This is a genomic window from Variovorax sp. 10N432 (genome assembly GCF_056394465.1).
This window is the reverse complement of record NZ_JBFTHX010000015.1, coordinates 135,731-148,238: the sequence shown is the minus strand read 5'-3', so window position 1 is coordinate 148,238 and position 12,508 is coordinate 135,731. Positions and strand designations below refer to the sequence as shown.

The following is a 12,508-nucleotide window of genomic DNA, read 5'->3' as shown; positions in this document are numbered from 1 at the left end:
CGTCGCGCACTTTTCCAGCTGTCGCGGCGCCCGGCTAAGCTCGGGGCGATGAGCGAACCCTTCGTCCTGACGATGTGCGCCCTGGCGGGGGTCATCGCCTATGCCGCGCTGCACAACGGCATCGTCGGCCTGCAGCGACCGGTGCACCGCACCCATCTGCTGTTCGCGGTCATCTGCGCAACCATCACGGTCTACGTCGGCGCCAAGACCGGGGCCTACCGCGCCTCGACGCCCGACGGACTGGTCTGGATGCGCAGGGTCGAGATCGGCGCCAGCATCGTCTTCGCGGGCGTGTTGCCCTGGTTCGTCGGCGCCTACCTGCACATTCGCACCCGCCGCCTGCAGGCCACGATGAGCCTCGCATGCGCCCTGCTCTTCGTCGCCAACCAGTGGACTCCATGGGGCCTGGCCTATGCAGGCATGCCGGCCGTGGCCGAGATCACGCTGCCCTGGGGCGAGCGCGTGACCGACCCGCGGGTCTTCCACCCGACGCCCCTGTACGTGATCGGTGTGCTGTGCTACTACCTCATCTTCGGCTGGTGCGCCTTCGCCGCGCTGCAACGAGTCCGGGCCGGCGAACACCGGCGCGGCAGCCTGTCCTTGGCCGCCTGCCTGCTGCTGTTGATCGGCGGCATGTTCTACAACCACCTCGTGGACCTCCAGATAGTTCCCGGCGTGCACGTCGCCGAGTTCACCTTTCTCGCTCTGGTCGTGCTGCTGGACTTCGAACTCGCGCGCGAGCGGCGCCAGAGCCGCGACCGGGTGCGCGGAATCCTGGACAACATTCCGGCCGCGGTCTACGTCAAGCTGCGGGACGGCCGCTACCTGATGACCAACCGCGTCTACGACGAGCTGTTCGGCCTGGAGAGCGGGTCGGCGATCGGCAAGACCGATCTCGAACTTTTCGCGAGCGCCCAGGCCGAGGCGACGCTGGCCAGCGACCGGCGCGTGCTGCAGCAGCGCGAGGCCGTGCGCCGCGAGGAACGCATCGGCGGAAACGGTCAAGGCGAGCCTCGCATCTTCTCGTCGCTCAAGTTTCCGCTGATGAACCGCGACGGCAGCGCCGATGCGATGTGCGGGGTCTTCACCGACGTCACCGATTTGCGCCGGAACGAGCGCGAGATGTACCTGCTGCGCCGCCAGGTGTGGCATGCCGACCGGGTGGCACGCACCGCCGTGCTGGCGGCATCGCTGGCGCATGAACTGTCGCAGCCGCTGACCGCGATCCTGAGCAACGCGCAGGCCGGGCTGCGCTTCCTGGCCCAGGACCCGCCCGATATCGCCGACCTGCGCGAGATCCTGCAGGACGTGGTGCGCGACGACAAGCGCGCCAGCGCCGTCATTAACGGCCTGCGCACCATGCTGCGGCGGCAGGAGACCGAACGCGAGCAGGTCGACATCGGCGCCTGCGTGCAGGAGGTCGTCGACCTGATGCACAGCGACTTCCTGGAGCGCGGCGTCGAAGTGACGCGGTCGATGGCACCCGGTTGCGTGGTGCTGGGCGACAAGGGCCAGCTCCAGCAGGTGGTGCTGAACCTGGCGATGAACGCCAACGAGGCCATGACCGAGCAGCCCCGCGGGTCGCGCTCCCTGCACGTGTCGGTCGCGCCGAGCGACGGGCGACGGGTCCGGGTGGAGGTCCGAGACAGCGGCCCGGGAATCGACGAGGAGGACATCGACAAGGTCTTCGATCATTTCTACACGACCAAGGCCAAGGGCCTCGGCATGGGCCTGTCGATGTGCCGCTCGATCCTGGAAGCGCACGGCGGCACGCTCGACGTCGAGCGCAACCCAGGCCGCGGCCTGACCTTCCGCTTCGTGCTGCCGCTCGAGCCGGCCGCCCGGGGCGATGGCGCAGCGGATCAGAACCTGAATCCGGCGCCGAAGTAGAAGCCGCCCATCGCGACCTTGTCGAGCAGCCCGTTGTCGCGCCTGTAGCTCAGGTAGCGGTAGCCGAACTTGAGCGAGGTGGTGGGCGAGTACTGGTAGCTGGCGCCGGCGATCGCCTGCCAGCTGGATGTCGAGCCGCCGTCGCCGACGTCCAGGTAGCCGAGCAGCGACCACTTGTCGCCGACCGGCACGATGGTGCGCACGCCGACGATGCCGTCGGCCGCGCCGGCCGAGTCTTCGATCTGCCGGCCGAACCCGCGCAGGCTGGGTGCGATATCGATGCGGGTCTTGGCGTCGACGTAGCGCACGCCGCCCAGTACATCGACGGCGACCGGTGCCTCGAGCACGCGATAGAAGCCCGCCAGGGTGGCGATGGTCTGCTCGAACTTGACGTTGTAGCCGCCCAGCAGCCCGCCCGCCAGCTGCCTGTCGACGCCGAGCTTGACGTACTGCACGTCGAGCAGGCCGCCCCAGGCGCCCTTGCGCGCTTCGAGCGTGCCCATGGCGCCGAAGTCGAGCGCCCCGAGCACGCTGCTGGAGCTCACGGAGACGGTGCTCCCGGGCAGGGGCCCGAGCTTCAGGTCCGACCGGATGCCGGCCAGCCAGAGGTAGGGAATGAATTCGAACTGCCACTCGTTGGCGGGCGTCACGCTGGTCTGCGCGAGGACCGGCAGACCCGCCAGCGCGGCGGCAACGCCGGCCACGGCCCGGGTGAGCCAGCGGGTGGCGAAGCGGGGCGCGTTCATTGCGGCGATTGAGCGCGCAGCTCGGCGAAGCGGCGGGCGAAGGCGGCCGACCACTTGTTGAAGGCGTCCTGCGCGTAGCTCCAGCTGGTGAACGAGCTCACGTAGCCGTTCATCCAGGCTTCGGCCGCGGTGGTCGCGCCCTTGTTCAGGTCGGCCGCGTACTTGAGCCCGATCTGGGTGTCGGCGCATTCGGCCAGCACGGCCCCCGTGGCGCCATCGCGGAACTGGGCCTCGAGCCCGGTCTTGCCCAGGTACGGTGTCGAGCCCACCGGACGGCCCGTGGCCGCGCCCGAGCCCATCTCGGCGACGAAGCCATAGGGCACCGCCGTGCCGGCCATGCTGGCCAGCGTGTTGGTCGGCACCAGCGAGGTCAGCGCCAGCCGCACGCGAAGCACGCCGGGGCCGGCGACATCGACCATCTTCGCCTCGGGCGACAGGTTCTTGACCAGCGCGCTGTGGAAGTAGTCGAGCAGCGCCTTGAGGTCGGTCGGGTCGATCGGGCTCTGGTCGGTCGCCGGCGTGACGTAGACCTTGATGCGCTCGATCATGACCTTGTCGTAGCTGCGCCAGTCGACGCCGGCCTGCCGCCAGCACAGGAAACCGCCGTTCGCGGGCTGGACCTTGAGCTTGCCGGGGTCGCTGAGGAAGCCGACATTGGAGACCTTGGCCAGGTTGTTCTCGGAGGCCGTGACGCCGGCATTGCCCGACCCCGGCGCCGCGCAGCCGGTGACGAGGGCTGCCGCGAGTGCGAGGCAGGCGAGCGCGAGCGGAGTGGCATGGGGTGGGTTCATGTTCATGGTCAGTAGGGCGCCGGCACCACGGTGTAGTACACGCCGTTGGCACCGTAGTACGGCCGGAACCAGGTGCTGCCGACCTGGTAGTAGTTGATGCCGGCCTGGTTCACGATCACCGCGCCGGGCGGCACCGTCGCGTAGTTGACGCCCACCGCATACACGGGGCGCGCGGCACTGGCAACCGCCGCGCCGGCCGCGACCCCGACCACCGCGCCGGCGGCCACGGCGCCTGCGCAGTCGTAGCACCCCGCATGGTAGTAGGGCACCGCCACCGGTGCGTGGTAGGGCGCGTAGCCGCCATAGCCATAGGCCGGCGGATGGTAGGTGCTGAAGCCGCCGGCCGTGGTGTGCACCGCGCCGTAGCCCGCGACACCTTCGCTGTGGCCGCCATAGGCGTTGGTATGGCTCCAGCCGCCGAAGGCATTGGCGGAGGTCGAGCCGCCCCAGCGGTTGTCATGCGTGGCACTGCCGAAGCCGCCGTAGGAGTGGCCGCCGAAGCGATTGGCGCTGGCCCAGGCGGCCGCCGGCGCATGGAAGCCTGCCGTGATGAGCCATGCCGCCAGCAGCGGAAGAAGGGCCTTGGTGTTCGTCATGCTTCGTCTCCTCACTTGGCCTTCGCCGGCTTCCGGCCGGCCTTCGGTGGCTGCGTCGGCTTTGGTGCGGCGAAGTCGATCTTCTTGGCATTGGCCGCGTTCACCGCCGCGAAGGCTTCGGCCGCGATCACCGGATCGAGCTTCCAGTTGGAGAACTCGACGTCGTGCCGCAGCATCAGCGGGTCGCCGCGGAACACCGCGCGCATGCGGCGCGGCAGCTTGTCCTGGGCACCGATCCAGATCTGCATGAAGACGGTGTTGCTGACCACCGCGATCATGTCGGTGGTGGTGCCGCCGACCACCTTCGACTGGCCGATGTAGAAGGCCTTGGTGAGCCCGTCGGCGATGTTGCCGAACGGGTCGGCGCCGACGATGTCGGCGAACGGAAAGTAGATCGCGGCCTTGTCGAATGCGGCCTTGAGCATCGCGTCGATGGTGGGCGGCGCATCCGTGACCGCGACCAGGTTCTCGGCCGGCGCGAACGCGGTGATGGTCTTGCCGTCGTAGCTGTACTCGGCGGCCGGGCCGTCGCCCAGCGTGATGACGCGCAGCTTGTTCGGGCGCTGCACCAGCACTTCGGACGATGTCGAATACACGAGCGGCGGGCCGACGCTGCTCGGGCTTTCGTAGGTGACGACCGCCGTGAACGCCATCGACTGCGCCGCCGTGAGCGCGCTGCTCATGCCCTTCAGCAGGTCCATGGCCCTGGCATCGAGTTGCGGCGCGGCCTTGGCGGCAGCGCTGGCCGAAGGGGCCGCCGGCTTGGTGGCCGCGGGCCTCTGCGCAGCCGCCCCGGTGTCGAGCGCCAGGCTCGCTGCGAGCAGCGCGGTGCTTGCGAGAAGTCGGGTGTTGGTCATGGGTGCTTTCGAGTTGACGAAGCGCTTCACTTGGGAAACATGAACTGCGCCTGCAGGCGGATCTGCCAGTTGGGCCCGTTGTCGGGCTTGACGACGTTGTAGTAGGCCGAGAGCTGCGTGTTCACCGGCAGCTTGCCCAGGTGAAAGATCTTGCCGATGCCACCGCCCAGCGGCACGGTCCAGCGCTGGCTGCTGTCGGCGTTCCAGTCGACCGTGATGATCGGGGCCGTCGTCAGGTAGAAGCCGCCCGGGAAGTTGTAGTTGGCGAAGGGCTGCAAGGTGCCGTTGTTGTACGAGCCGCCCTGCTTGCTGCTGCTGACCGACCAGATGTTGTTGACCAGTGCGCCGTAGACCCACGGGTCGCCGTGGTCCATGTGCAGCACGACGAAGGCCGGCCCCATGCCCCAGTTCTTGTTGCCGAGCTCCGAGTTGCTGTTGGTCGGGATCTGCACCACGGGGCCCGCACCCCAGATCCACTTGCCCGGTTTGGCCGGCGACAGGAAGGCGGTGAACACCGTGTCGCCGACCCCGCTGAGGCTGCCGATGCCCGGGCCCAGCGAAGGCATCGAGATCACCGGCAGGATGGTGCGCGTGATGACGTTCCACTCGGAGTTGACCGAGATCGGGACCACCGGCTGGATGTTGAGGATGTTCTGCGTTCCCTTCTCGGGCCCGTAGTTGAGGTTGGTGTTGTTCTGGAACGGCACGCTGATCAGGTTGCCGACCGGGTTCTGCGCCAGCTTGGCGAGTTCCTCGGCGCTCATCTCGGCGCGGGCCGGAACGCCAGCGAAGAGCACCATGCCGACCGCCACGCCCAGCCTCGTGCATGGCAGTCGGAAACTGGTTCGCATGGCCGGCGCGCTACGGCCGATTGGCCGCCGAGATCACGATCTCCACGCGTCGATTCTTGGCCCTGCCCTGCGGCGTGTCGTTGCTCGCCACCGGGCGTGCTTCGCCGAAGCCCTGCGCCGAGATGGTGTTCTGCGGCACCCCCTTCGAGGTCAGGAAGCGCGCGACGTTGTCCGCCCGGGCCGACGACAGCTCCAGGTTGGACGGGAAGCGGCCCCTCAGTTCGGGTCCGATCGGCACGTTGTCGGTAAAGCCCTGGACCACGATCTGCTGGCCCTTCAGGTTGGCCAGCGTCGGCGCGATCTTGTCCAGCGTCTGTTCGCCCTTGGGGCTCAGCGACCAGCCGCCTTCGGGGAACAGGATCTCGTTGACCAGGGTCACCTTGAGCTCGTTCTGCAGCTGCGTGATCTGGGCCTGGTCGGCGCTCAGCTCGCCCGAGAGCTTCTGGCTGAGCGCGGCATAGCTGTCGGCCTTCTGCACCTCGGTGTTGTAGGTCTGCTTGGTGACGCAGCCCGCTGCCACCAGTGCGGCGCACAGCGCCAGGACGAATCGGGTTGATTTCATGCTGTTCTCCTCGTGTTGCCGGTTTAGTAGCGCCTGCGAACCACTGCGCCGTTCGGGCCGGCGCAGCCCTCGCGGTAGACGCCCTTGGCGCAGGTCACAGTCGCCGGCGGCGGTGGCTTCCTGACGACCGCGGCGCCGTTGGGACCCGCGCAGCCCTCTCGGTAGACGCCCTTCGCGCAAGTCACCGCCCAGGACGATGCGGGGGCGAGACACGCCAGTGCGATCACGGCCGATGCGGAGAAAACGAAGTGCTTCATGGCAGTCTCCTCAGGTAGATCGATGGGACACACGGAAGCGTTGCAAGGCGCTCAGACCGGCTTGACTCGCGGAATGGTCCAGCTGCCGTCGAGCAGGCTGGGGGGCGTGTCCTTCGGCCAGTAGAGCCGCATCATGAGGATGAAGCCCTCCTTGGGCGCCGGCAGCCAGTTGCCTTCCTTGTCCGCGCCGGGCGACTCGTTCTGGATGTAGAGGTCGACCGAGCCGTCGGCATTGGCCTTGAGCTGGTTGCGCTGGCTGACGGTGTAGCGATTGATCGGGTTGGGCACGAAGAAGTAGTCGGTGTCGTACATCGTCAGCGACCAGAAGCCGTTGACCGGAGGCAGCTGGCCCTTCGGGAAGCGCAGGACATACTTTTTCGAGCCGTGGTACTTCTGCAGGATGTCGGGGCCGGTGGACGTAGGGTAGACGGCGTCTTGCGGCCGGTTGGCGCCGAGGCCGATCGCGGTGATCAGGGCCCGCTGGATGTAGTTGGTTCCATAGAGGCCCGTCTTGGTGGTGAAGGTCCAGCCGTTCTTGAGCTTCAGGTCGCCGGAGAGCAGGCCCTTCTTCATCCAGCCCATGATCTTGGCCTGGGCCGGCTTGGGCGATTTCGACAATCCCTTCTGGACCGACGCGTCGAGCTTCGAGGCATCGAAATCCTTGCCCGGGACGATGCCGATCTTGGCCAGCTTGGCGACCATCGGGGCGTCGGCCGCGGCCGGCGGATTGGTCTTCAGCAGCTGCGCGAACAGCGCGAAGTAGCTGGCGGCATCCATCGCGTTGACTTGCTCGCGCACGGCGGTCTTGCTGTCGATGCTCGGATCGACCGTGCCGGGCGGCGGCGTGAAGGACTTGCCGTAGGAGGAAAGCGGCACGGCCGTCATCTCGTCTTGCAGGGCGTGAACCGCCGCGTAGTCTTCGGGCGTGCCGGTGCAGTAGATGCGGCCGAGCATCCACACCATGCCGGTGGGCGACTTGTACTGCTTGACTCCCGCGGGCAGGGTTCCCTTCCAGCCCGGACCGGTGATGGCGAACTTCTGGGCGCCGGTGCCGGTCGTGCGCTTGCCCGGCACCTCGAAGACGTTGGTCCAGCCGTCGAGCATCGGCAGCAGGAAGAAGCGTCCCTTCATGTCCGGCGTCGAGATGACCCACGGCTCCTTGGTCACGTCCAGCCAGATGATGGTGTACAGCGTGTCGGCGTTGGGCGCGGTGACCGCGTGGTTGTCCACCGCGGGGTAGCCGCGCAGCTTGAGGAACTGGCCCATCGGCGCCTTGCTTTCATCGGGCGCCGCGATGTTGGTGAGGCTGCGCCGGGTCAGCTCCATGGTGACCAGCGGGTAGGCGTAGATGTAGGCCTCGATCGCGAGGTCGCGCGCCTGCCGCGCCTTGACGTCGGTCTCGACCTCGGCAACGCCTTCCTCGACGGCCTCCTTGGCATCGATCAGAAGGCCTTCGGCCGCATGCGCACCCGGCACCCAGCCGCCCAGCGCACCCAAGGTCATGGTGAGGACCGCGTCGCGGCGCGTCGTGTTCTTCTTCAAGTTATTGCTCCTCAACTCGTTCGCCCGGGCTTGTGCGCGGGTCGTGCTCGGCTTTGCGAGTGGTGGGAGCCTAGCCGCCGAGGCGCGGAGGGGGAATAGGACTTTGGGCCAATAGCCAAGCGGCTGCGCGGGCTTTTGGCTAGCCCATCAACGTGTTCGACGGCAAGCTCTCATCCAGCAGCTTCCGCGCCGTCTCCACCCCCGCCACCGGCAACCGCTTGGCATCCAGCAACCCCACCTGCACCAGCACGCTCGCCTGGTCCCAGTAGATGTGCTCGTGGCAGAGCTTGTCCCCCCGGAACTTCACCACCGCCAGCAAAGGTATCTCCACCCGCTTCCCCGTCGGCGCCACGCCCGGCAGCATCCACGGGATCTCGGTCGTGTGCGTGAAGCTGAACAGCATCTCGTCGACCACCTGCGACGCGCCCACGGTGCGCGAGATCGGCACCAGCGCGGTGTCCGGCGGGTTGCTGTTGACGAAGTGGTGCGTGTAGAAATGGTGCAGCGCCTTGTAGCCCACCCCGCCGGTCATGGTCGGGATGTGGTTGACGTAGGGCTCGGCCACCATGGTGCTCATCGTGTCGTCGACGTTGCGGGTCGCGAACTCGTACTCGCAATGCTTGTCCCACAGCGCGGCCAGGTCGTAGTGCGGGCCGATGGCGCTCTTCAGCGCAGCGATGCTGCGCTCGTGCGCCATCAGCGCCGAGCCCCGGTGGTAGTGCTCGCCGCCCACCCGCGCAAACGCATGGTCGACACCGGGGTACACATGCACCTCGACGTTCGGCCGACCGCGCAGCGCACTCACGATGCGTTCGCGGGCCTCGGGCGGGCAGAAGCCGTCGAGCTCGGCCACGTGCAGGGCGAGCCGGCAGCGGATGCGGTCGGCCTCGTCGAGCGCCGCGTCGATGCCCACGCCGTAGTAGCCCACGGCCACGTCCGCATCGGTGCGGCAGGCCGCCAGGTAGGCCAGCTTGCCGCCCAGGCAGAAGCCGAGCACGCCGACCTTCGCGCCCTCCACCTCGGGCCGCCCGCGCAGCGCGGTGATCGCGGCCTGCATGTCTTCCACGCCGCGGGCCTCGTCGAAGCCCTTGTAGAAGGCAAAGGCACGCTGCCAGTCGTCCGGTGAATAGCCGAGCTCGACATCGGGCTGCTGGCGCCAGAACAAGTCGGGCACCAGCACCACGTAGCCTTCCTCGGCGTAGTAGTCGGCCACGTCGCGCATCGTCTGGTTGACGCCGAAGATTTCCTGCGCCAGCACCAGGCCGGGCCCGCTGCCCGAGCGCGGCACGGCCAGGTAGCCGTTGAAGCTTCCGCTGCCGTCGCTGGCCTGGATGCGGATGTGGCGCGGGGAGTGGGTGGCTGCTGGGTCCTGCATGTGAAGTGCTCCGTTCAAGGGGTGGATGGGTATGCGGGCCGCGCGCTCATTGCACGCATTCCGGATGTCGGGTCGTCACTTGGTAATAGCCCGAATGGAATACCAGCGGCTCGCCGTCGAAGCGGTCGTAGCGCTCGACCTCGCCGATGAAGATGAGGTGGTCGCCGCCGTCATATTGCCTCACGTTGCGGCAGATGAAGCGGGCGATGACGCCATTCAGCAGCGGCACGCCGGCCGTGCCATCGCAGCAGTCCACGCCGCCGAACTTGTCCGGCTGGGGTGTCGAGAACTGCCGCGACAGGTGATGCTGGTGCGCCGCCAGCACGTTGATCGCGAAATGGCTGGCGCCGGTGAAGTCGGCCACGCTCGGCGCCTGCCGGGCCAGGCTCCACAGCACCAGCGGTGGGTCGAGCGAGACCGACGAGAACGAGTTGGCGGTCATGCCCACGCGCCGGCCGTCGATGCCGCGGGTCGTGATGACGGTCACGCCGGTCGTGAACTGGCCGAGCGCCTTGCGAAAGTCGCGCCGGTCGAAACGATCGGCCGCCGCCTCGCGCGCCCTGCCCTCCAGGAAGCGGTCGGCCTCGGCGGCATCGAACCACCAGGGCGCGAAGGCACGCGGGTCGTCGAAGCCGTTGACCAGGGTGCTCGCGACCGCGGGCATGTGGGTGGCGCTCTGCAGCAGCTTCTGCACATGCGGCTTCGGAGGTGCGAGCAGGCTGTTGGTCCAGTCGGTGGCCCAGCGGGCATAGCCTTCCCAGTAGCGGTCGAAGGTCTGCTGCATCCACGCGGCGTCGAAGGGCGCATCGCCGTGTTCGAGGATCCGCTTCAGGTAGATGTCGGCGGCCTTGGCCGCGTTGTTGGAGCCCTGGCCGGTGATCGGGTCGTTGAGCACCACCGCGTCGGCCAGGCCCAGCACCTTGCGCCCCGACGGCAGCGTCGCCACGGGGTTGCGCACCGTCGGTGCGAAGCGGCCCGCCAGGATGCCGTTGTCGTCCGTCAAGGTGATGTCGCCGCAGCGCTCGGCTTCCCAAGGCAGGAAGGTGTCGAGGATCCACTTGCTGCGCGCCAGGTGCTCCTGCGGCGTCTTCACGTCCGACCAGCAATCCATCGGGCCGCCGGGCACGCCTTCGAACACCATGATCTCGCACGGCCCCGTGGTGGTCAGCGCCGGGAACACGAAGTACTCGCCCACGCCGGGGATCAGGTTGAAGCACACCCGCGAATACGGCTGGGCGGGCTTCATGCCCTTCACGTAGGTGAGCGCCAGCGCGCGCTGGGGCCGGTCGAAGGGCGAGCGCTCGGGGTCGCGCTCGAACAGCTGCGAGATCTCGCCCTTGCCGCTGGCGACGACCACGAGCTCATGCGTGGCGGCACAGGCTTCGAGTTCGGCCAGCCCCACGTCCTGCAGCAGCAGCCGGCCGCCGCGCTGCTCGAACACGGCCATCCAGGCGGGGATCTTGAGGCGCTGGTCGACCGACTGCGCGGGGCCGTCGAGCCGCGCGCTCCATTCGATGGCCTTGCTGCCCTCGGGGCTGCGCACCACCATGCCGATGCCTTCCACGATGGGGCATTCACCGGCCCAGCCGTCGAGCGCCAGTTCGCGCTCGGTCTGCAGCGCGGTCTCGAACATGCACTGGCTCGACATGACCGGGCCATCGAAGATCTCCTGCCCCGTGCGGTTCGAGTAGACCGTCACCTCGTGTCCCGCGCGCTGCAGGCCGAGCGCGAGCTGCATGCCGGACTGTCCGGCGCCGACGATGGCCACGCGTCGCTTCATGCCCGGGCTCCGGCTCAAGCGACGGCGGCGCAGGTTTCGATGTAGCGCTCCGCCTCCGCCGGGTCCGCGAACCACGGGAAGAAGGTGCGCGGATCGTCGAAGCCGTTGACGAAGGCACTGGCCAGCGGCGGTATCGCACCGGCGCTGCCGAGCAGATTGAGCACATGGGGCGGCGGCGGTGCGAGCAGCATGTTGGTCCACTGCGAGACCCACTGCGCGTAGCCGAACCAGTAGCGGTCGAAGGTCTGCTGCATCCACGCCGCATCGGCCGCGCCGTCGCCGCGCGCGAGGATGCTCTTGAGGTAGGTGTCGGCGCACTTGGCCGCGTTGTTGGAGCCCTGGCCGGTGATCGGGTCGTTGAGCACCACCACGTCGGCCAGGCCCAGCACCTTGCGCCCCGATGGCAGGGTCGCCACCGGCTTGCGCACCGTCGGCGCGAAGCGGCCGGCGAGGATGCCGTTGTCGTCGGTCAATTCGATGTCGCGACAGCGCTCGGCCTCCCAGGGCGTGAAGGTGTCGAGGATCCACTTGCTGCGCGCCAGGTGCTCCTGTGGGGTCTTCACCTCGGCCCAGCAATCCATGGGGCCGCCCGGCACACCTTCGAACACCATGATCTCGCACGGCCCCGTGGTGGTCAGCGCCGGGAACACGAAGTACTCGCCCACGCCGGGGATCAGGTTGAAGCACACGGCCGAGAAGGGCTGGCGCGGCTTCATGCCCTTCACGTAGGTCAGTGCCAGTGCGCGCTGCGGCTTGTCGTAGGTGGACTTGTGGGCGTCGCGCTCGAAGAGCTTCGAGATCTCGCCCTTGCCGCTGGCGACCAGCGTGAGGTCGTGGCTCCGGGTGCAGGCTTCGAGGTCGTCGATGCCGGCGTCTTTCAAGATGAGTTCGCCGCCCTTCTTCTGGAATTCGTCCATCCAGGCCGGGATCTTGACGCGCTGGTCGACCGACTGCGCGCTCGCGTTCAGCCGCGCGGCCCAGTCGATGGCCTTGGCGCCCTTCTGCTCGGGATGGGGCACGGCGAGGCTGATGCCGTCGACCGTGGGGCAATCGCTCGCCCAGTGGTCCAGGCCCAGGTCGCGCTCGATCTGCAGCGAGGCGCCGAACATGCACTGGCTCGACATGACCTTGCCGTGCTGGATGTCGTCACCCGTGCGGTTGCTGTACATCGTGACCTCGTAGCCTGCAGCGAGCAGGCCCAGTCCCAGTTGCAGGCCCGACTGGCCTGCGCCGACGATGGCGATTCGTTTCATTGCGTGTC

Annotated in this window: 12 protein-coding genes and 1 pseudogene; 1 reads left to right on the top strand and 12 read right to left on the bottom strand. The window is 68.0% G+C overall.

Going from position 1 to position 12,508, the window contains the following annotated elements:
• The first annotated feature begins 48 nt into the window (after positions 1-48).
• Entirely contained in the window at positions 49-1,890 is a 1,842-nt protein-coding gene (locus AC1DF3_RS19075) for an ATP-binding protein (protein WP_478140473.1), read from the top strand.
• Here AC1DF3_RS19075 and AC1DF3_RS19070 read toward each other — a convergent pair.
• The 12 genes and pseudogenes from AC1DF3_RS19070 to AC1DF3_RS19015 all read right to left on the bottom strand — a co-directional run bounded on the left by AC1DF3_RS19070 (position 1,863) and on the right by AC1DF3_RS19015 (position 12,500).
• Positions 1,863-2,636: a YfaZ family protein gene (locus AC1DF3_RS19070; RefSeq protein WP_286534614.1), complete on the bottom strand. Its 774-nt coding sequence runs from the start codon at positions 2,634-2,636 to the stop codon at positions 1,863-1,865. The genes AC1DF3_RS19075 and AC1DF3_RS19070 overlap by 28 nt on opposite strands.
• Positions 2,633-3,427, bottom strand: a complete 795-nt coding sequence (locus AC1DF3_RS19065) for a DUF3313 domain-containing protein (RefSeq protein ID WP_478140472.1) — start codon at positions 3,425-3,427, stop codon at positions 2,633-2,635. Before AC1DF3_RS19065 ends, AC1DF3_RS19070 begins: the two co-directional genes overlap by 4 nt.
• Positions 3,428-3,435: 8 nt before the next feature.
• Positions 3,436-4,023, bottom strand: coding sequence for a hypothetical protein (locus AC1DF3_RS19060; protein WP_286534618.1), 588 nt, complete (start codon positions 4,021-4,023; stop codon positions 3,436-3,438).
• 11 nt (positions 4,024-4,034) lie between these two features.
• Entirely contained in the window at positions 4,035-4,880 is an 846-nt protein-coding gene (locus tag AC1DF3_RS19055) for a DUF2092 domain-containing protein (protein ID WP_478140471.1), read from the bottom strand.
• Between the two features lie 26 nt (positions 4,881-4,906).
• On the bottom strand, positions 4,907-5,680 hold the full coding sequence (locus tag AC1DF3_RS19050; protein ID WP_286534622.1) for a transporter: 774 nt from the start codon (positions 5,678-5,680) through the stop codon (positions 4,907-4,909).
• A gap of 61 nt (positions 5,681-5,741) precedes the next feature.
• Positions 5,742-6,293, bottom strand: a complete 552-nt coding sequence (locus AC1DF3_RS19045) for an OmpA/MotB family protein (protein WP_286525207.1) — start codon at positions 6,291-6,293, stop codon at positions 5,742-5,744.
• A 23-nt stretch (positions 6,294-6,316) separates the two neighbouring features.
• Positions 6,317-6,550 (bottom strand): hypothetical protein, encoded by a 234-nt coding sequence (locus AC1DF3_RS19040; protein WP_478140470.1) that lies wholly within the window; start codon positions 6,548-6,550, stop codon positions 6,317-6,319.
• A gap of 51 nt (positions 6,551-6,601) precedes the next feature.
• Positions 6,602-8,092, bottom strand: coding sequence for a DUF1254 domain-containing protein (locus AC1DF3_RS19035; RefSeq protein ID WP_478140469.1), 1,491 nt, complete (start codon positions 8,090-8,092; stop codon positions 6,602-6,604).
• Positions 8,093-8,231: 139 nt separating this feature from the next.
• Complete coding sequence (locus tag AC1DF3_RS19030; protein ID WP_478140468.1) at positions 8,232-9,467, bottom strand: dienelactone hydrolase family protein; 1,236 nt, start codon at positions 9,465-9,467, stop codon at positions 8,232-8,234.
• Positions 9,468-9,513: 46 nt separating this feature from the next.
• Positions 9,514-10,038: a flavin reductase family protein gene (locus tag AC1DF3_RS19025; RefSeq protein ID WP_286525574.1), complete on the bottom strand. Its 525-nt coding sequence runs from the start codon at positions 10,036-10,038 to the stop codon at positions 9,514-9,516.
• Positions 10,012-11,247, bottom strand: a pseudogene (locus AC1DF3_RS19020) (styrene monooxygenase/indole monooxygenase family protein); the annotation flags it as partial. The pseudogene AC1DF3_RS19020 and the gene AC1DF3_RS19025, both read right to left, overlap by 27 nt.
• A gap of 14 nt (positions 11,248-11,261) precedes the next feature.
• A complete protein-coding gene (locus AC1DF3_RS19015) occupies positions 11,262-12,500 on the bottom strand; it encodes a styrene monooxygenase/indole monooxygenase family protein (protein WP_478140467.1) in 1,239 nt (412 codons plus the stop codon).
• Between the last annotated feature and the right edge of the window lie 8 nt (positions 12,501-12,508).